Origin of the sequence: Rhodanobacter sp. OR92, from assembly GCF_000427545.1 — a bacterium.
Classification (GTDB): domain Bacteria; phylum Pseudomonadota; class Gammaproteobacteria; order Xanthomonadales; family Rhodanobacteraceae; genus Rhodanobacter; species Rhodanobacter denitrificans.
Genome location: NZ_ATYF01000012.1, coordinates 334,491 through 353,642, shown reverse-complemented (window position 1 = coordinate 353,642; position 19,152 = coordinate 334,491). Strand labels below are relative to the sequence as shown.

Genomic DNA, 19,152 nt, shown 5'->3' with positions numbered 1-19,152 from the left:
CCGGACGCGCCGCACAAGCTGTTAGACTTGCCAGCTTGCCGTAGTCGGGGCGTAGCGCAGCCTGGTAGCGCATCTGCCTGGGGGGCAGAGGGTCGTCGGTTCGAATCCGGCCGCCCCGACCAATTCGGCCTGGACATGAAAAAAGCGCCCGATGGGCGCTTTTTTCATGTCGCAAATGGGGGTGGGCAGGGGAACCGGAAAAGCAGGTGGAATCGCCGCTTCGGCTCTTCCGATTCCCGATGCCGGGCCTCAATACAACACGCGGCTGCGCAGCGTGCCCGGGATCGCCGCCAGCTTCGCCTTCAGCTCGCTGGCCTGGGCCTCGTCGGCGCTGACGTCGATCACCACGTAGCCCACCTCGCTGTCGGTCTGCAGGAACTGCGCGTCGATGTTGATGTTGCCGGCCGAGAACAGTTCGTTGATGCGCGACAGCGTGCCCGGCACGTTGCGGTGGATGTGCAGCAGGCGGCGGCTGTGCGGGTGTTCGGGCAGGGCCACTTCGGGAAAGTTCACCGCCGACAGGGTGGAGCCGTTGTCGCTGTAGCGGACCAGCTTGCTGGCCACCTCGATGCCGATGTTGTCCTGCGCCTCCAGCGTGCTGCCGCCGATGTGCGGGGTCAGGATCACGTTGTCCAGGCCGATCAGCGGCGAGACGAAGGGGTCGTCGTTGCCCTTGGGCTCGGTCGGGAACACGTCGACCGCGGCACCGGCCAGATGGCCTGCGCGCAGCACCGCGGCCAGCGCGTCGATGTCCACCACGCTGCCGCGCGAAGCGTTGATCAGCATCGCGCCGGCGCGCATCTTCGCCAGTTGCTCGCGGCGGATCATCAGCCGGGTGGCGGGGGTCTCCGGCACGTGCAGGGTGACCACGTCGGCGCGTTCCAGCAATTCGTCCAGACTGGACACGGCGCGCGCATTGCCGAGCGCCAGCTTGGTCTCGATGTCGTGGAAGATCACCCGCATGCCCAGGCTCTCGGCCAGCACGCCGACCTGGGTGCCGATGTGGCCGTAGCCGACGATGCCGAGCACCTTGTCGCGCGTCTCGTAGCTGCCGCTGGCCGACTTGGCCCAGCCGCCGCGATGGCACTGCGCGTTCTTCTGCGGGATGCCGCGCAGCAGCATGATCGCCTCGGCGATCACCAGCTCGGCCACGCTGCGGGTGTTGGAATAAGGCGCGTTGAACACCGGCACGCCGAGCCTGCGCGCGGCGGCCAGGTCCACCTGGTTGGTGCCGATGCAGAAGCAGCCCACCGCGATCAGCCGCTTGGCCTGCGCCAGCACCTCGGCGGTGAGCTGGGTGCGCGAGCGGATACCGACGATGTGCGCGTCGGCGATGCGCGCCTTCAGCTCGTTTTCCGGCAACGACTTCGCATGCAGCTCGACCTGGCTGTAGCCGGCGCGGCGAAAGTTGTCGACCGCACTGGCACTGACGCCCTCCAGCAGCAATACCTTGATGTCCTGGCGGGGGTAGGAGGTCTGCATGCGTCGTCCCGGGTCGAGTGGAGTTGTCGGCCACTATGCCAGATTTGCGGCACTGCAGCACTGGACGCGGAGCGAAGCGGCTGGCAGGCTGCGGAAATGCCCCTGGAGCCGAAGCATGTCCGACCCACGCCTCGCCGAACTGTCCCGCCGCTTGCCGGCACTGCGCCTGCTCGCGACGGCCGCCGAACTGGAGCATTACGGTCGCGACTGGACCCGTCGCTGGACACCGGCGCCACTGGCGATCGCGCTGCCGGCCGGCGCAGAGGAGGTGCAGGCGATCGTGCGCTGGGCGAACGAGCTGCGCGTGGCGATCGTGCCGTCAGGCGGGCGCACCGGCCTGTCCGGCGGCGCGGTGGCGGCCAACGGCGAGCTGGTGCTGAGCCTGCAGCGGATGAACCGGCTGCTGGATTTCAACGCGGTCGACCGCACGCTCACCGTGCAGCCGGGAATGGTCCTGCAGCACGTGCACGACGCCGCGCGCGAACACGGCCTGCTCTACCCGGTGGATTTCGCCGCGCGCGGCTCCTGCTCGATCGGCGGCAACATCGCCACCAACGCCGGCGGCATCCGGGTGATCCGCTACGGCAACACGCGCGAATGGATCGCCGGACTGAAAGTGGTGGCCGGCAACGGCGAATTGCTGGATCTCAACCGCGGCCTGGTGAAGAACTCCAGCGGCTACGACTTCCGCCAGTTGCTGATCGGCTCGGAGGGGACGCTGGGCATCGTGGTCGAAGCCACGCTGAAGCTGACCGATCCGCCGCCGCCGTCGCAGGTGATGCTGCTGGCGCTGCCGGACATGGATGCGCTGATGCAGGTGTTCGCACTGTTCCGTGCGCGGCTGGCGCTGCAGGCGTTCGAGTTCTTCACCGACCATGCTTTGCGGCACGTGCTGGCGCATGGCGCGCAACGCGCCATCGACGGCGACTACCCGTACTACGTGGTGGCCGAGTTCGATGCGGCCGACGAGCGACAGCAGGAGGCTGCGCTCGCTGCGTTCGAACAGGGCATGGCGGAAGGCTGGATCGGCGACGGCGTGATCGCACAGAGCGAGGCGCAGGCCGCCGCATTGTGGCGGCTGCGCGAAGGCATCACCGAGAGCCTGGCGCCGCGGCGGCCGTACAAGAACGATGTCTCGGTGCGGGTCAGCGCGGTGCCGGCGTTCCTGCACGAGATGCAGGCGCTGCTGGCGCGCGAGTATCCGCAGGCCGAAGTGGTCTGGTTCGGCCATATCGGCGATGGCAACCTGCACATCAACGTGTTGCGCCCGGACGGCCTGGCGGAGGATGCGTTCATCGCGCAGTGCGAGCACGTCACCACGCTGCTGGCGGCAACGCTGCAGCGCCATGGCGGCAGCATCTCGGCCGAACACGGCATCGGCCTGGTCAAGCGGGCCTATCTGGAAAGCACCCGCAGCGCGGCGGAAATCGCGCTGATGCGCGGCGTGCGCCAAGTGTTCGATCCCAACGGCATCCTCAATCCGGGCAAGCTGTTCGCAGCGGATTGAGGGCCGGGAAGCCGCGCCCATGCTAGGCTTGACGGCTTGTCGTTGACATTCAGGAGCCGTCATGCCGTCGTCGCCGCTGCGTTCGCTGTATCCCGACATCGAGCCGTTCGACAGCGGCTTCCTGCCGGTCTCGGCGCTGCACACGCTGTACTACGAGCAGAGCGGCAACCCGCACGGCAAGCCGGTGGTGTTCCTGCATGGCGGTCCGGGCGGTGGCACCAATGCGAAGTGTCGGCGCTTCTTCGATCCGGCGGTGTACCGCATCGTGCTGTTCGACCAGCGCGGCTGCGGCAAGTCCACCCCGAATGCGGAGCTGACCGACAACACCACCTGGGACCTGGTCGCCGATATCGAGCGCGTGCGCGAGCATCTGGGCATCGATCGCTGGCAGGTGTTCGGTGGCTCGTGGGGCTCCACGCTGGCACTGGCGTATGCGCAGACCCATCCGGACAAGGTCAGCGAACTGGTGTTGCGCGGCATCTTCATGCTGCGCCGGTCGGAGCTGGAGTGGTTCTACCAGAACGGCTGCGACGCACTGTATCCGGATGCCTGGGAGACTTATCTCGCGGCGATCCCCGAGGTCGAACGCGGTGACCTGATCAGCGCCTACCACCGCCGCCTGACCAGCACCGATGCGAAGACGCGTATCGACGCGGCGCGGGCCTGGTCGGTGTGGGAGGGCGCCACCAGCTTCCTGTGGCAGGACAAGTCGCACATCGAGTCCAGCGGCGAGGACGAGTTCGCGCTGGCGTTCGCGCGCATCGAGTGCCACTACTTCGTCAACGGCGGCTTCTTCGAACACGACGACCAGCTGCTGCGCAACGTCGAGCGCATCCGCCGCATCCCGGCGGTGATCGTGCAGGGCCGCTACGACGTGGTCTGCCCGTTGCGCAGCGCGTGGGACCTGCATCGCGCCTGGCCCGAGGCCGAGCTGCACATCGTGCAGGACGCCGGCCACTCGGCGTTCGAGCCGGGCAATGTGCACGCGCTGGTGGAGGCGACCGACCGTTTCGGCCGGTGAGGCGAGCCGCGACGGGCTCCTTCGCGGCTGGTATCGGTCAACTGTTCGCCGGTAGCTGCTTGGTGCCAAAGATCTTGTCGCCGGCGTCGCCGAGGCCGGGCAGGATGTAGCCGCGTTCGTTCAGTCGCTGGTCGATCGCGGCGGTGTAGATCTCGATGTCCGGATGCGCTGCCTGGACGCGCTTGAGGCCTTCCGGCGCGGCGACCAGGAACAGCCCCTTGATGCGCTTGCAGCCGGCCGCCTTGAGCATGTCGACGGTGGCGACCAGGGTACCGGCGGTGGCCAGCATCGGGTCGACGATCAGCGCGATGCGCTCGTCCATGCGGCCGGTGAGCTTCTCGTAATAGGTGGTCGGCTTCAGCGTCTGCTCGTCGCGCTGCAGGCCGACCACGCTGACCTTGGCCGCGGGAATCAGGTCGAGCACGCCGGGCAGCATGCCCAGGCCGGCGCGCAGGATCGGCACGATGGTGATCTTCCTGCCCTTGATCCGGTGCACCTGCAGCGGGCCGGCCCAACCCTGGATCTCTTCCTCGACGGTTTCCAGGTCCTTGGTGGCCTCGTAGGTAAGCAGCGCGGCAACCTCGGAAGCCAGCTCGCGGAACTCCTTGCTGCTGATGCCGGCACGCCGCATCAGGCCGAGCTTGTGCTGGATCAGCGGATGGCGGACTTCGACGATCTTCATGGGCGGCTGTCTTCCGGGCATCGGGGGCGTGACAGTCGGGGAGCTTAACGAAGCGGCCCCGCCGGCGCACGCATGGACATGCGAACGCCGGCGGGGCCGGAGGCGCGACAGGAGCCGGCGGTATTACGGAGTGCCGGCGGCGCCCTTGAGACAGCTGCTCATGAACGCCTTGCGCTCGGCGCCCTTGAGCGCCTTGGTCTTGGCGTCGGCATTGCAGGACTTCATTCTCTCCTGCTGGGTCTCATGGGCCGCAGGCGTCGCCGAGGGTGCGGCAGCGGCAGGAGCAGCGGCTGCGGCGGTGCTCTGGCCCTTCAGGCAGGAGCTCATGAAGGCCTTGCGTTCGGCACCTTTCTTGCCGGTCGCCTGCTTGTTGCAGTCGATCATTCGCTGCTGCTGGGCGGTATGCGGCTTGGCCGCCGGGGCGGTGGCGGGAGTGGTGGCCGGGGTGGCAGCGAAGGCGAGGCCGGCGAAGGCGAAGCAGGCGCTGAAGGCGAGCAGACGTAGTGACAGTGACATCGTGAGTCCTCCCTGGGTGACCGGCAGTTGCCGGCCGGGTCAGTCTAGGCAGGGGCCAGCCCTCACGGGAGTCGGCAAGATCTTACGTGCATGAAGTATTCAGCTGCGGCGGCATGTCGTGCGCCGCCGCCGCCGGTGTGGGCCAAACCGTCGGTCAGGCCGCTTCGGCCTTGGCCTTGCGCGGCCCTTCCAGTAGTGCCTTGCGCACATGGGACACGATCAGGTCGACCTCGGCGCTGGTGACGTTGAAGTGCGGGGTGAAGCGCAGCGAATTGGTGCCGCCATGGATCACCCCGACGCCGTGCTCGCGCAGGTATTCCTCGGTGGAACCGGCGCCGTAGCACTTGTACTCCGGGGCCAGTTCGCAGGAGAACAGCAGGCCGGTGCCCTGCACCTTGGTGATCAGGCCGCCCAGCTCGTTTTTCAGCGCGTTGAGCTTGTCGACGAACTCCTTGCCGCGCTCGCGGATGTTGCTGCGCACCTGGTCGCTGAGCTCGCCCAGCGTGGCCAGCGCCACATCCAGCGCGCGCGGGTTGGCGGTCATGGTGTTGCCGTAGATGCCCTTGCGGTACAGCCCGGCGGCGCGTTCGCCGACGGCCAGCACCGACAGCGGATACTGGCCGGCGTTGAGCGCCTTGGAGAAGGTTTCCATGTCCGGCGGCGGCAGGCCCTCGAAGCCGGGGTAGTCCACGAACGACAGCACGCCGTGCGCGCGCAGGCCGGCCTGGATCGAGTCGACCAGCAGCAGGGTACCGTGCGATTCGGTCAACGCGCGCGCGGCCTGGTAGAACTCCGGCGTCACCGCGCGGCCGGGGTCGCCTTCGCCCATCACCGGCTCCAGGAACATCGCCTCGATGAACCAGCCGTGCCGGTCGGCGTCGGCGAACGCCGCTTCCAGCTGCGCCACGTCGTAGGGGGCCACGGTGATCAGGGTGTCCTCGTGGCGGTAGCTGGCGAGGTTCTGCTGGTAGGTCTTGCGGCTGGAGTCGGAATATAGCGCCGGCGCCTCGGTGCGGCCGTGGAACGCCCCCTTGACCGCCAGGCGCTTGATCGCGCGGCCGGCGTAGCGCCCTCCGGCGTCGGTCATCGCCTTGGCGTTGACGTCGGCGATGCGGCAGGCCAGCGAGACCGACTCGGAGCCGGAGTTCAGGCACAGGTAGCGCTTGTACGGGCTGCCGCCGCGGCTGCGGCCCAGTTCCTTGTTCAGCGCCGCGGTGAAGCGCAGCTGCGCCACGCTGGGCGACATCACGTTCGCCATCACCTGCGGGCGGGCCAGCGCGGCCAGGATCGCCGGGTCGTTGTGGCCGAAGCCGAGCATGCCGTAGCCGCCGTTGTCGTGCACCACCGCGCCCTTCAGGGTGACGATCCACGGGCCGCGGGCGGCCGCCGGCAGGTACGGGTTGATCGCGTCGTCCGGGTAGAAGTTGACGAAGCCGGCCTGCGCCCGGGCAAGCTGCTCGGCCTCGTCGAGCTTGAGGAAATCCGCCAGCTCGGTACGCAGTTCGCGATGGCGCGCCACCGCCTCGGCGATGGCCTGGCCCAGCAGGGGGTCGTTCGCCGCCATGCGCTCGATGCTGGCGTCGTCCAGGCCGGTGGTCCGCGGCTTGCCGCCGAATTCGCGCAGTTCGCGCAGCTGGTCGATCACACCCATGATGAATCCTCCGTAGCTCCGCCGTAGCGGCAGGCCGTGCCGGATGGCGGGTGGTGAATACGTGGCGGGAAGCGCGAAATCCGGTGCTTCCCCAGTGTCTTCAGGCGTTCCGCGGCGCCGGGCGAGCGCATCCGGCGTGCCTTTATCCCTCACAGGATACCTTGCGGCGGCGGTGGCCGTAACCCCGTGCCCTGCCGCGGGTGACGGCTGTCATGGCGGATGGTTGACGCCGGCGACTGCCGGCCGCGGCTGGCCGCGCGCAGGATGCACCGCAACCGGAGGACTCCCATGCCGCATTTCCACGACCCCGTCGCCCGCCTCGACGGCGCCATCAAGCGCTACGGCCGGCTCACCGCGCTGGATGGCGCGGACCTGCAATTGCGCCGCGGCGAACTGCTGGCGCTGCTCGGTCCCAACGGCGCCGGCAAGACCACGGCGATCGCCTTGTTGCTGGGGCTGATCCGTGCCGATGCCGGTACGGCCGAGCTGTTCGGCCAGGAGCCGCAGCGGATCGAGGCGCGCCGGCGGATCGGCGTGATGCTGCAGAACGCCGAGCTGCCGCCGACCCTGCGGGTGGGCGAACTGCTGCGGTTGACCGCCAGCTACTACCCGGACCCGCGCAGCTTGCAGGAGTCGGCCGAGCTGGCCGGCGTCGCCGATCTGCTCAGGCGGCCCTACGCGAAACTCTCCGGCGGCCAGCAGCGGCGCGTCCAGTTCGCGCTGGCGCTGTGCGGCCGGCCCGAACTGCTGTTCCTGGACGAACCCACCGTGGGCATGGACATCGAGGCGCGGCAGCAGCTGTGGGCAGCGATCCGCCGACTGGTGGCCGAGGGTTGTTCGGTGCTGCTGACCACACATTACCTGGAAGAGGCCGAGGCGCTGGCCGACCGCGTCTGCGTGATGTCGCGCGGAAGGATGCTCCACGAGGGTACCGTCGAGGCCTTGCGTGCGCGGGTGGCGCTGAGGCGCGTGCGTTGCCTCAGTACGCTGTCGGTCGAGGCAGTGCGCGACTGGCCCGAGGTCAGCGAGGTGCGCCGGGACCGCGAACGCCTGCACATCGCCACCGCCGAGGCCGAGGCCGTGGTACGCCGCCTGCTCGACGCCGACCCGCTACTGCGCGAGCTGGAAGTGCAGCGCGCCGGCCTGGCCGAGGCTTTCACCGAACTCACCCGCGACGCCGACGAGTCCGCGGATACCGACCAGCGCGAGGCCGCCTGACATGCAAACCGCCATTTCCGTCACCGCATCAGCACCCGCCATCGACATGCCGCGCCGCCGGGTGCTCGGCGCCTATCTGGAAGAGGCGCGCAGCGAATGCCTGCGCTACCTGCGCGCGCCCGGCTTCATGCTGCCGATCATGCTGTTCCCGGGCATGTTCTACCTGCTGTTCGGCGTGCTGATGGCGAAATCGAACGGCGCCGATGCGGCGCGCTACCTGCTGGCCAGCTACGGCGTGTTCGGCGTGATGAGCCCGGGCCTGTTCGGTTTCGGCGTGTCGCTGGCGCTGGAGCGCGACGGCGGTCTGCTGACGTTCAAACGCGCACTGCCGATGCCGCCCGGTGCCTATCTGCTGGGCAAGATGCTGATGGCGATGGCCGCCGCGGGCGTGGTGATCCTGTTGCTGCTGACGATGGCGCTGACCCTGGGCCACGTGAGCTTGAGCCTGACCCAGGCCGGCGCCTTGCTGCTCACCGGCGTGTTCGGCGTGTTGCCGTTCTGCGCGCTGGGCATGTTCGTCGGCACGCTGATCAAGGGCCAGGGCGCGCCCGGCATGCTGCAGCTGGTCTACCTGCCGATGTCGTTCCTGTCCGGCCTGTGGATGCCGCTGCCGATGCTGCCAAAGTTCCTGCAGCAAATCGCGCCGGTATGGCCGAGCTATCAGCTGGACATGCTGGCGATGGCGGCAGTGGGTATGAACAAGGGCCCACGGCTGGGCCATGTGCTGGTGCTCGTCGGCTTTGTCGCGGTATTTCTTCTGATGGCGGCGCGGCGCCTGCGCCGGCACGGTTGAAGTAGCATGCTCCGCAGCCCCGGCCCCTCAGCGACGAGCCACGCCATGATCCCCGCCTTCATTGCCCGATGGTTCGTGCCGGCGCCCGATTCCGCGGTGGCCGACGACCTGCGTCGCGGCAAGTCGCCGTGGGCCGACAGCGTGCACCTGCTGTGGTCGCTGTGGATCTTCATCACGCCGCTGTTCGACCATGGCCTGCGCGGCTACACCTCGACCTGGCTGCTGTGCACGCTGGGCTCGTATCCGCTGTTCCTGCTGCTGTTCGCCAGGTTGCGGCTGGCTTCGCGGCGAACGGCGCATCGGTATGCGTGGGGCATGGCGGTGCTGTGTTTCGGCCTGCTGCGCTGGTACCCCAGCGGGCTCAGTTATTTCGTGTACGCCTGTGTGATGCTCAGCCATTGCGAGCTGCGACACTTCCGCAGTTACGTGATCCAGGTGGTGCTGCTCAACGTGGTCTATGTGGCGCTGGCCTGGTGGATCGGCTATCCGCAGGCGCTGCTGGTGATCATGCCGGTCACGGTGTTCGTCATCTGCACCATCGTCACGGTCGAGCAGATCCACCAGGAGAAGGACGCCGCGCTCAGCCTCTCCCACGACGAGGTGCGCCGGCTCGCCGCCACCGCGGAGCGCGAGCGGATCGGGCGCGACCTGCACGACCTGCTGGGGCACACGCTGTCGCTGATCACGCTGAAGCTGGAGCTGTCGCGCAAGCTGTTCGATCGCGATGTCGATGCCGCCAGGCGCGAGGTCGAAGAGGCGGAGAAGGTTGCCCGTCACGCCCTGGCCGAAGTGCGCTGCGCCGTCACCGGCATCCGCGCCACCGACCTCGCCGCCGAGCTGGCTTCGGCGCGGCTGCTGCTGGAGTCCTCGCGGGTGCACCTGGATTACGGCGAACTGCCCGCGGACCTGCCGGGCGAGATCGAGCGTGGCCTGTCGCTGGTGTTGCGCGAGGCGGTGACCAACATCGCGCGCCATGCCGATGCCAGTCAGGCGCGGATCGAGCTGGCGCGCGAGCGGAACAGCGTCTGCCTGCGGATCAGCGACAACGGCCGCGGCGGCATCGAGAGCGACGGCAACGGCCTGAGCGGCATGCGCGAGCGCGTGCGCGCGCTCGGCGGCACGCTCGCGTTCGAGTCGCCGCGTGGGCAGGGCTCGCGCCTGCGGGTGGTGGTGCCGCTGCCGATCGTGCGCCTGGTCGAGTCGTCGCGATCGGCGCCGGATCCGTCGATGGCCGGGCCGCTGACGCAGCCGGTTACGGATCGGCCCGTCGCATGAGTCCACCCGTGTTTCCATGCCCGCACAGACCATGACGCCCATCCTTTACCCCCGCGAACACCGGAGAGTCATCGCATGATCCGCGTGCTGCTGGCCGAGGACCAGGCGATGGTGCGCGGTGCACTGTCCGCACTGCTGAACCTGGAAAGCGACATCGAGGTGCTCGGCTCGGCCGCCGACGGCGAGGCCGCGTGGCGCGAGCTGCAGCGACTCAAGCCTGATGTGCTGGTCACCGACATCGAGATGCCCGGGCTGACCGGGCTGGAACTGGCCCAGCGCATCCAGCGCCATGAACTGCCGATCAAGGTGGTCATCGTCACCACCTTCGCGCGCCCCGGCTTCCTGCGTCGCGCGCTGGATGCCGGCGTGTCCGGCTACCTGCTGAAGGACGCCCCCGCCGAGAACCTCGCCGAGGCCTTGCGCACCGTGCATCGCGGCGGCCGCGCGATCGACCCGCAGCTGGCGCTGGAGGCATGGTCCGAAGCTGATCCGCTGAACGACCGCGAGCGCCAGGTGTTGCGCCTGGCCGGCGAAGGACAGTCGGCGGGCGACATCGCCGCGCAGCTGAACCTGTCGCACGGCACCGTGCGCAATTACCTGTCCGAGGCGATCGGCAAACTCGGCGTGGCCAACCGCATCGAGGCCTATCGGCTGGCGCGGCAGAAAGGCTGGCTATAGGCCGCCGCGCAAGAACCGGCGCGCTGCAGGATAATGTCCCGCTTACGTGTGCCGGTTCATACCCCTTGAAGAAGTCCGATTTCGATTTTGAACTGCCGCCGGAGCTGATCGCGCAGGCACCGTTGCCGGAGCGTTCGTCCAGCCGGATGCTGCTGCTGGATGTGCCGGCGCAGTCGCGGCAGGACCGCCTGTTCCGCGAGCTGCCCGACTTCCTGCGCCCCGGCGACCTGCTGGTGTTCAACGACACCCGCGTGCTGCCGGCGCGGCTGTACGGGCGCAAGGACACCGGCGGTGCGGTGGAGATCCTGATCGAGCGGGTCACCGGCGCGCACGAGGCGGTGGTGCAGCTCGGGGTCAGCAAGAAGCCGAAGGAAGGCGCGCGGATCGAGCTGGCCGACGGCAGCCACGCGCTGGTGCTGGGACGCGACGAGAGTTTCTTCCGGTTGCGTTTCGAGGCGCCCGAACCGCTGGAGAAACTGCTGCTGAAGCTGGGCGAGATGCCGTTGCCGCCGTACATCGAACGGCACGCCGACGCCAGCGACATGGAGCGCTACCAGACCGTGTTCGCACGCGAGCCCGGCGCGGTGGCGGCGCCTACCGCCGGCCTGCACTTCGACGAGGCGATCCTGGCCAGGCTGCGCGAGCGCGGCGTCGAGTTCGGCTACGTCACCCTGCATGTCGGCGCCGGCACGTTCCAGCCGGTGCGCGTGGATGACCTGAAGGACCACCACATGCACCGCGAGTGGCTCAACGTCGGCGCGCACCTGATCGGGCAGATCCGCCGCACCCGCGCGAACGGCGGGCGGGTGATCGCGGTCGGCACCACCGTGGTGCGCGCGCTGGAAAGCGCCAGCAGGGACGGCGAGCTGCACCCGTTCGCCGGCGAGACGCAGATCTTCATCTTTCCCGGCTACCGCTTCAGCAGCATCGACGGCCTGATCACCAATTTCCACCTGCCACAGTCGACGCTCTTGATGCTGGTGTCGGCGCTGGCCGGACGCGAGTTCATCCTGGACAGCTACCGCCACGCGGTCGAGCAGCGCTACCGCTTCTTCTCCTATGGCGACGCCATGCTGATCCTGCCGCACGGCGCCTGAGCGACACCTTCGCGTTGCCACAGGAGCCCGCAAGCGGGCTCCTGCACACACGATGTGGCGATGGGCGTGGCGGACCAAACCCGCGATAATGCCCGGATGACTTCCCTCCAGTTCGAACTCCACGCCACCGACGGCGCCGCCCGCCGCGGCCGCCTCGGCTTCGCCCGCGGCACGGTGGAGACGCCGGCGTTCATGCCGGTGGGCACCTACGGCTCGGTCAAGGCGATGACGCCGCGTGACCTCGTCGAGACCGGCGCCGAGATCATCCTCGGCAACACCTTCCACCTGTTCCTGCGGCCAGGGCTGGAGGTCATCGAACCGTTCGGCGGGCTGCACAAGTTCATCGGCTGGGACAAACCCATCCTCACCGACTCGGGCGGTTTCCAGGTGTTCTCGCTGGCGCACAAGCGCAAGATCACCGAGGAAGGCGTGACCTTCGCCTCGCCGGTGGACGGCTCGAAGGTGTTCCTGTCGCCGGAAGTGTCGATGCGGATCCAGAAGACACTGGATTCGGACATCGCGATGATCTTCGACGAGTGCACGCCGTATCCGGCGACGGAGAAGGTGGCGGCCGATTCGATGGAGCTCAGCCTGCGCTGGGCCGAGCGCTCGCGCCGCGCGTTCGACGATTTGAAGAATCCGAATTCGCTGTTCGGCATCGTGCAGGGCAGCGTCTACGAAACCCTGCGCCGACGCTCCGCGGAAGGGCTGGTGAAGCTTGGCTTCGACGGCTACGCGATCGGCGGCCTGGCGGTAGGCGAGCCGGAGGCCGAGCGCAACCACGCGCTGGATTTCACCGTGCCGTTGCTGCCGGCGGACAGGCCGCGCTACCTGATGGGCGTGGGCCGGCCGGAGGACATCGTGGAAGCGGTACGCCGCGGCATCGACATGTTCGACTGCGTGATGCCTACCCGCAACGCGCGCAACGGCTTCCTGTTCACCGCCGCGGGTACGCTGCGCATCCGCAACGCCAAGTACGCCAGCGACACCGCGGTGATCGAGGAAGGCTGCGACTGCTACGCCTGCAGCCACGGTTTCAGCCGCGCCTACCTGCGCCACCTCGACCGCTGCAACGAGATCCTCGGCAGCCAGCTCGCCACCATGCACAACCTGCGCTACTACCAGCGGCTGATGACCGGCCTGCGCCAGGCCATTGCCGACCACGCGCTGGAGGCGTTCGTGGCGGAGTTCTACGCCCGTCGCCAGGGCGCCGCGGTTTCGTAGGAAGGCTGCGCCGGGCGCGCCAGTCGGCGGTTTTCTGAGGGATCCGGACCGCCGGCAGCGCCGCCGTGCATGCTTGGGGGGTGCATGGCATAATCGGGAATCTTTTCTCAGGCGTTCTGTCGAAAACCTCGACGGCGCCATAACTTGCGAGACAAATCCATGAGTTTTCCGATCTCTCCGGTGATCGCCCAAGCCGCAGCGCCGCAGCCGCAGGGCGGCGGCATGTCCATGATCATCATGATGGTGGTGCTGTTCGGCCTGATGTATTTCATGATGATCCGCCCGCAGATGAAGCGGCAGAAGGAGCATCGCGCGCTGATCGCCGGCCTGGCCAAGGGCGACGAAGTGGTCACCAACGGCGGCATCGCCGGACGCGTGGACGAGGTGGGCGAAACCTTCGTCACGGTCGAGATCGCGGCCAACGTGAAGGTCAAGGTGCAGAAGGGCGCGGTCCAGCAGGTCCTGCCCAAGGGTTCGCTGAAGTCCGCCTGAGGACGGGTGCGAGGCACTGCCAGGCAGCTTGCGGCGGTGCCTTGTCTGCGGTCATTTCCCGATTGTTGCTACCGCTGCGGCCTGCTGCCGCGGCCTTGATGGATGCAGGGCATGAATGATTTTCCCCGCTGGAAGTACGCGCTGGTCGCGCTGGTGATGTTGTTCGGCATCATCTACGCATTGCCGAATGCATTCCCGCCGGTGCCGGCCGTGCAGGTCACCGCCAACCGCGATGCGCCGCCGATCAACCAGGCACTGCAGCAGAAGGTGCAGGCGGCGCTGGGCGCGAAGAAGATCGCAGTCACCAGCGTGTTCGTGGAAGGCGACCACCTGCTGGCCACCTTCGCCAACTCCGACGTGCAGAAGAGCGGCCTGGACGAGATCAAGGCGACGCTCGGCGACGGCTACACGGTCGCGTTCAAGCTGCAGTCCAACGTGCCGGGCTGGCTGGGCGCGATCGGCGCCCGTTCGATGCCGCTGGGCCTGGACCTGCAGGGTGGTGTGCACTTCCTGATGCAGGTCGACCAGAAGGACGCGATCGAGAAGCAGGAAAACAGCTACGCGGACGATATCCGCAGCCTGCTGCGGCAGAAGAACATCCGCTATGAATCGGTCACCCGCAGCGCGACCAGCGGCCAGGGCATCGCGGTGGTCCTGCGCTCGGCCGCCGATCGCTCCACCGCGGCCGACGCGATCGCCAACGAGTACACCGACCTCAACGTGGCGAACGGCGCCAGTACCGGCGATCGCTTCGTGCTGAACGTGGTCATCAAGCCGGAAAAACTGCGCGAGCTGTCGCGCAGCGCGATCACCCAGAACCTGGGCACGCTGCGCAACCGCATCAATGCGCTGGGCGTGTCCGAGCCGCTGATCCAGCAGCAAGGCGACAGCCGCATCGTGGTCGAGCTGGCCGGCGTGCAGGACCCGACCGAGGCGAAGAAGCTGATCGGCGCGGTCGCCACGCTGCAGTACCGCCCCGGCATCGGCCAGCCCGGCGATGCGCGCGCGGTGGAAGCGGCGCGCACCGGCAACATCCCGCCGGACGCGAACCTGTACTACATGCGCGGCGACAACCGCCCGGTGCTAGTGAGCAAGCAGATCATCGTGACCGGCAACCAGCTGGTGGACGCCTCGTCGGGCATCGACCAGCAGAGCGGCACGCCGAAGGTCGACGTCACCCTGAACGCGGCCGGCGCCAAGAAGATGGGCGACTTCACCAATGCCAACGTCGGCAAGCCGATGGCGGTGCTGTACGTGGAGCAGGTCTACGAGACCAAGGTGGTCGATGGCAAGGAAGTGCGCGTGCCGAAGATCACCGAGACGGTGATCAACGACGCCACCATCCAGAGCCCCTTCAGCAAGCAGTTCCAGACCACCGGCCTGGGCAGCGCGAAGGAAGCCTCCGACCTCGCCCTGCTGCTCAAGGGCGGTGCGCTGGCGGCGCCGATGGACATCGTCGAGGAAGGCGTGATCGGCGCCAGCCTCGGCCAGGACAACATCGACAAGGGCTTCAAGGCGGTGCTGCTCGGCCTGGCACTGGTGCTGCTGGCCGCGGCGATCTACTACAAGCTGTTCGGCCTGGTGGCGGACATCGCGCTGTTCTTCAACCTGGTGATCCTGCTGGCGGTGATGTCGCTGATCGGCGTCACCCTGACCATGCCGGGCGTGGCCGGCATCGTGCTGACCCTGGGCATGGCGATCGACGCGAACGTGCTGATCTGCGAACGCGTGCGTGAGGAATTGCGCAACGGCTCCAGCCCGCACGCGGCGATCCGTGCCGGTTACGAGAAGGCGTGGTCGACCATTCTGGACGCCAACGTCACCCACCTGATCGCCGCCCTGGCGCTGACCACGATGGGTACCGGCGCGATCAAGGGCTTCGGCGTGACGCTGATGATCGGCATCCTGACCTCGCTGTTCACCTCGGTCACGCTGACCCACGCGTTCACCGCGGCGATCCACGGCCACCGCAAGCTCAAGACGCTGTCGGTCTAGGGTTTATTGAATAGTGCGGCCATGGATGGCCGCTTTTGCCCGGAAATGGACTTCCATAGAGAGAATCCATCATGGAAATCTTCAATCACGACAGCAACATCCACTTCCTGGGGATGCGCAAGTACACCATTGCCATCGCCATCTTCCTGATGGTCGCCTCGATCGGGCTGATCGCGTTCAAGGGCCTCAACTACGGGCTGGACTTCACCGGCGGCGTGTCGATGGTGGTCGATTACGGCCAGTCGGTGGAAATCTCCGAGGTGCGTGGTGCGCTGGAGAAGGGCGGTATCCACAACGCGATGGTGCAGAGCCTGGGCGGCACCCGCGAGGTGTCGATCCGGCTGCAGCCGAAGGACGACCCCGGCGCCGTCGACACCAGCGGCAAGTTCAACCTCGACCGCATCGCCGCCGACGTGATCAAGGTGCTGCAAGTGGCCCGCCCGGACGCGAAGCTGAAGAGCCGCGACTACGTCAGCGCCCAGGTGGGCCAGGAATTGCGCAGCGACGGTACGGTGGCCGCGGTGTTCGTGATTCTCGGCATCATGTTCTACCTGTGGATCCGCTTCGAGCGCCGCTTCGCGATCGCCGCGGTGGCCACCGAGATTCACGACACGCTGGTGACGCTGGGTATCCTGGCGCTGGTGCAGCGCGAGTTCGACATGACCGTGCTGGCCTCGGTGCTGGCGGTGATCGGCTACTCGATCAACGACAAGGTGGTGGTGTTCGACCGCATCCGCGAGCTGTTCCGGCTGGCGCGCAAGGCCGAGCCGGAGGAGATCCTCAACCGCTCGATCAACAACACGCTGTCGCGCACCATCATCACCTCGCTGTTCACCGGCATCACCATGGGCGCGCTGTACTTCTACGGCGGCACCGCGGTGCACGGCTTCGCCGTCACCATGCTGATCGGCATCGTGGTCGGCACGCTGTCCTCGATCTTCGTGGCCAGCCCGATCCTGCTGTGGCTGGGCGTGTCGAAGAAGGACTTGATGCCGGTGACCAAGGAAAACCCGGAGCTGGCGCGGCGTCCCTGAGCGTCCATCGCCGGCAAGCTGGCGATGCTGATGTTCTCTCCCCTGCTCGCAGGTGAGAGGCCCGAAGGGCAGGGGGTAGCCCCACGAAACGAAACGGCCCGGTCTCCACCGGGCCGTTTTGCTGTTCCGGTCGTTTGCACATTACCCGCGCAAGGCGGATTCCAGCTCGGCCAGCCGCTGCGGCGTGCCGACGTCGGTCCACGCGCCGTGATGCGGCGAGCCATCGACCCTGCCGTTTGCCATTGCCGTTTCCAGCAGCGGGCGCAGCTTGAAGCGCGGCGGTTTCGCCTCGGCGCCCGGTGCAGCGCCGACGGCCTCGCGCCAGCCGTCCAGCAACTCGCGGCGGAACACGCCGATGCCGCTGTAGGTGAGCTGGGGTTCGCCGTCGTCGTGCAGGCGGCCTTCGGCGTCCAGCCGGAAATCGCCGCGGGGATGATGCGCGGGGTTGCCGGTCATCAGCAGATGCGCGAGACCCCGCGGTTCGGCAGGCAGGGCGGCGAAATCCGCGTCGCACCATACATCGCCGCTCACCACCAGGAATGGCTCCGGCCCCAATAGCGGCAGCGCGTTCAGCATGCCGCCGCCGGTTTCCAGTGGCGCGGGGCCTTCGTAGGCGTAGCGGATGCGCAGGCCCCAGCGCGAGCCGTCGCCCAGCGCGGCAGGGAACTGTTCGGCCAGGTGCGAGGTGTTGATCACCACGTAGTGCACGCCGGTCGCGGCCAGTTTTTCCAGGTGCCATGCGATCAACGGTTTGCCAGCCACCGGCAGCAGCGGCTTGGGCGTGTGCTCGGTCAACGGGCGCATGCGCTCGCCGAGCCCTGCGGCGAAGATCAGCGCATGCCTCATGCGGCCACCTGCGTGAGGTCGCGCCCCTGCACGTGGCGTTCCAGCAGCGCGGCGAAGTCGGCCAGCTCGGGGTAGCTGCCGGCCACCTCGATCACGTAGCGGTATACCTGCGGCACGTCCCTGAGATAGCCCGGCTTGCCGTCGCGGTACCACAGCCGGTAGAACTGGCCCAGCACGCGCACGTGGCGGTGCAGCCCGGTGAGGTCGAACCAGCGCAGGAAGTGCGCGGCATCCACGCTGGCGTCGATCACGCCGGCGCCCAGCAGGCGTCGCCGGTAGGACTCCACCCAGCCTTCGACGCGTTCGCGCGGCCACGCGATGTAGGCGTCGCGCAACAGCGAGGCGAGGTCGTAGGTGAGCGGGCCGTGCAGCGCACCCTGGAAGTCAATGATCCCCGGGTTGTTCTCATCGACCACCAGCAGGTTGCGGCTGTGGAAATCGCGATGCACGAAGCGGCGCGGCTGCGCCAGCGCGTTGCGCACGATCACGCCGAAGGCGGCTTCGAGCACGTCCCATTCGCCGCAGGCGGGCGCGTGGCCGAGGTGGCGCTGCAGGAACCATTCGGGCATCACTTCCAGCCCGCTGACCAGCACGGCGTGGTCGAACGGTGGCAGGTCGTCGCTGGGCATGCGGGTCTGCATCGCCAGCAGCGCGTCCATCGCGTCGCCGTAGAGTCTGTCCGCGTTCGCGCCGTTCAATTCGGCCAGGTACAGCCGCGAGCCGAGATCCTCGATCAGCAGGAAGCCCTGCTGCAGATCGTGTGCTTGCACGGCCGGCACGTGCAGGCCGGCGGCGGCCAGCCGCGCGCCGATCGCCAGCCATGGCCGCGGGTCTTCGCGCTGCGGCGGCGAATCCATCACGATCCAGCTTTGTCCACCATGCGCGGTGCGCCAGTAGCTGCGGAAGCTGGCGTCGGCCGAGGCAGGTTGCAGGGTCAGGCTGGCGTCGTCCAGCACCTGGCGGGTCCAGGCGAGGCGGGCGGCGACGCGGTCGGGTATCGGGGGCATGGCAACCATGGGCAACAGGGTGGCGCCAGCTTAGCGAGCCGTCGGCGTGGTGACGAGACAGCCGGCGTCGCGGCATTGACCGCGCGGCATCGAATCAGTACCATTTTAGTCCCGATTCAAGCACGCCAGCCCGAGCGCCCCCCATGCTCCGCGTCAGCCGACTGACCGATTACGCCACCGTGGTGATGACCTGCATCGCCGCGCACCCGGCTGAGGTGCTCAGCGCGGTGCAGATCGCCGACGAGACGCGGCTGGAACTGCCCACGGTCAGCAAGCTGCTGAAGGCGCTCGGCCATGCCGCGCTGGTCGAGTCGTTCCGCGGCGTCAACGGCGGCTACCGGCTGGCCCGGCCGGCCGGCGAGATTTCGCTGGCCGAGATCGTCGAGGCGATCGAAGGGCCGATCGGCATGACCGAATGCAGCGTGGCCGAAGGCCAGTGCGAGCGCGAATCGCAGTGCGGCGTGCGCGGCAGCTGGCAACTGGTCAACAACGTGCTGGACAACGCGCTGCGCGCGGTCAGCCTGGCCGACATGCTCAAGCCGCAGCCGCCGCGGCCGCCGCGCCGGATTGCCACCGTGCCGCTGAGCGACATCGTCATGCCGGCGAAAGCCCGCCGGGTCACCACCGAATGAAC

The 19,152-nt window shown here is 68.0% G+C and carries 18 protein-coding genes and 1 tRNA gene; 13 read left to right on the top strand and 6 right to left on the bottom strand.

The annotated features are described in order from the left end of the window. Nucleotides 1-45 precede the first annotated feature (45 nt). A tRNA-Pro gene (locus RHOOR92_RS0106975) sits at nucleotides 46-122 on the top strand. Nucleotides 123-249: 127 nt separating this feature from the next. On the opposite strand, the gene serA is transcribed toward RHOOR92_RS0106975, so the two are convergent. Continuing rightward, nucleotides 250-1,482, bottom strand: coding sequence for a phosphoglycerate dehydrogenase (gene serA / locus RHOOR92_RS0106970; protein WP_027489933.1), 1,233 nt, complete (start codon nucleotides 1,480-1,482; stop codon nucleotides 250-252). Nucleotides 1,483-1,597: 115 nt separating this feature from the next. On the opposite strand from serA, the gene RHOOR92_RS0106965 reads away from it, so the two are divergent. Both RHOOR92_RS0106965 and pip read left to right on the top strand, forming a co-directional pair. Beyond that, on the top strand, nucleotides 1,598-2,989 hold the full coding sequence (locus tag RHOOR92_RS0106965; protein ID WP_027489932.1) for an FAD-binding oxidoreductase: 1,392 nt from the start codon (nucleotides 1,598-1,600) through the stop codon (nucleotides 2,987-2,989). A gap of 61 nt (nucleotides 2,990-3,050) precedes the next feature. Further along, nucleotides 3,051-4,010, top strand: coding sequence for a prolyl aminopeptidase (pip, locus tag RHOOR92_RS0106960; protein WP_027489931.1), 960 nt, complete (start codon nucleotides 3,051-3,053; stop codon nucleotides 4,008-4,010). 37 nt (nucleotides 4,011-4,047) lie between these two features. On the opposite strand, the gene upp is transcribed toward pip, so the two are convergent. The 3 genes from upp to RHOOR92_RS0106945 form a co-directional block, all read right to left on the bottom strand. Continuing rightward, complete coding sequence (gene upp / locus RHOOR92_RS0106955; protein WP_027489930.1) at nucleotides 4,048-4,692, bottom strand: uracil phosphoribosyltransferase; 645 nt, start codon at nucleotides 4,690-4,692, stop codon at nucleotides 4,048-4,050. 123 nt (nucleotides 4,693-4,815) lie between these two features. Then, the gene (locus RHOOR92_RS0106950) at nucleotides 4,816-5,208 is read right to left on the bottom strand and encodes a PsiF family protein (RefSeq protein WP_007512083.1); all 393 of its coding nucleotides are present in this window, start codon (nucleotides 5,206-5,208) and stop codon (nucleotides 4,816-4,818) included. A 154-nt stretch (nucleotides 5,209-5,362) separates the two neighbouring features. Beyond that, nucleotides 5,363-6,859: an aminotransferase class III-fold pyridoxal phosphate-dependent enzyme gene (locus tag RHOOR92_RS0106945; protein WP_027489929.1), complete on the bottom strand. Its 1,497-nt coding sequence runs from the start codon at nucleotides 6,857-6,859 to the stop codon at nucleotides 5,363-5,365. Nucleotides 6,860-7,147: 288 nt separating this feature from the next. On the opposite strand from RHOOR92_RS0106945, the gene RHOOR92_RS0106940 reads away from it, so the two are divergent. From RHOOR92_RS0106940 to secF, 9 genes are all read left to right on the top strand, one after another. Next, nucleotides 7,148-8,077, top strand: a complete 930-nt coding sequence (locus tag RHOOR92_RS0106940; RefSeq protein WP_027489928.1) for an ABC transporter ATP-binding protein — start codon at nucleotides 7,148-7,150, stop codon at nucleotides 8,075-8,077. Between the two features lies 1 nt (nucleotide 8,078). Beyond that, nucleotides 8,079-8,870 carry an ABC transporter permease gene (locus tag RHOOR92_RS0106935; protein WP_027485165.1) on the top strand — a complete coding sequence of 264 codons (792 nt, stop codon included), beginning with the start codon at nucleotides 8,079-8,081 and terminating at the stop codon, nucleotides 8,868-8,870. Between the two features lie 45 nt (nucleotides 8,871-8,915). Then, nucleotides 8,916-10,145, top strand: a complete 1,230-nt coding sequence (locus RHOOR92_RS0106930; RefSeq protein WP_007512091.1) for a sensor histidine kinase — start codon at nucleotides 8,916-8,918, stop codon at nucleotides 10,143-10,145. A gap of 75 nt (nucleotides 10,146-10,220) precedes the next feature. Next, on the top strand, nucleotides 10,221-10,823 hold the full coding sequence (locus RHOOR92_RS0106925; protein ID WP_015447121.1) for a response regulator transcription factor: 603 nt from the start codon (nucleotides 10,221-10,223) through the stop codon (nucleotides 10,821-10,823). 65 nt (nucleotides 10,824-10,888) lie between these two features. Then, nucleotides 10,889-11,920, top strand: coding sequence for a tRNA preQ1(34) S-adenosylmethionine ribosyltransferase-isomerase QueA (gene queA, locus RHOOR92_RS0106920; RefSeq protein ID WP_027489927.1), 1,032 nt, complete (start codon nucleotides 10,889-10,891; stop codon nucleotides 11,918-11,920). Between the two features lie 96 nt (nucleotides 11,921-12,016). After that, nucleotides 12,017-13,144: a tRNA guanosine(34) transglycosylase Tgt gene (gene tgt, locus RHOOR92_RS0106915; RefSeq protein ID WP_007512098.1), complete on the top strand. Its 1,128-nt coding sequence runs from the start codon at nucleotides 12,017-12,019 to the stop codon at nucleotides 13,142-13,144. A gap of 159 nt (nucleotides 13,145-13,303) precedes the next feature. Next, nucleotides 13,304-13,636: a preprotein translocase subunit YajC gene (gene yajC, locus RHOOR92_RS0106910; RefSeq protein WP_007512100.1), complete on the top strand. Its 333-nt coding sequence runs from the start codon at nucleotides 13,304-13,306 to the stop codon at nucleotides 13,634-13,636. Nucleotides 13,637-13,747: 111 nt separating this feature from the next. Then, nucleotides 13,748-15,631 carry a protein translocase subunit SecD gene (secD, locus tag RHOOR92_RS0106905; protein ID WP_007512102.1) on the top strand — a complete coding sequence of 628 codons (1,884 nt, stop codon included), beginning with the start codon at nucleotides 13,748-13,750 and terminating at the stop codon, nucleotides 15,629-15,631. 71 nt (nucleotides 15,632-15,702) lie between these two features. Then, the gene (gene secF, locus RHOOR92_RS0106900; RefSeq protein WP_015447125.1) at nucleotides 15,703-16,665 is read left to right on the top strand and encodes a protein translocase subunit SecF; all 963 of its coding nucleotides are present in this window, start codon (nucleotides 15,703-15,705) and stop codon (nucleotides 16,663-16,665) included. Nucleotides 16,666-16,806: 141 nt separating this feature from the next. On the opposite strand, the gene murU is transcribed toward secF, so the two are convergent. Continuing rightward, a complete protein-coding gene (gene murU, locus RHOOR92_RS0106895; protein WP_027489926.1) occupies nucleotides 16,807-17,511 on the bottom strand; it encodes an N-acetylmuramate alpha-1-phosphate uridylyltransferase MurU in 705 nt (234 codons plus the stop codon). Next, nucleotides 17,508-18,518 (bottom strand): phosphotransferase, encoded by a 1,011-nt coding sequence (locus tag RHOOR92_RS0106890; RefSeq protein WP_027489925.1) that lies wholly within the window; start codon nucleotides 18,516-18,518, stop codon nucleotides 17,508-17,510. Before RHOOR92_RS0106890 ends, murU begins: the two co-directional genes overlap by 4 nt. Before the next feature lie 143 nt (nucleotides 18,519-18,661). Here RHOOR92_RS0106890 and RHOOR92_RS0106885 point away from each other — a divergent pair, with 143 nt between their 5' ends. Further along, the gene (locus RHOOR92_RS0106885) at nucleotides 18,662-19,150 is read left to right on the top strand and encodes an SUF system Fe-S cluster assembly regulator (RefSeq protein ID WP_007512110.1); all 489 of its coding nucleotides are present in this window, start codon (nucleotides 18,662-18,664) and stop codon (nucleotides 19,148-19,150) included. Nucleotides 19,151-19,152: the final 2 nt, after the last annotated feature.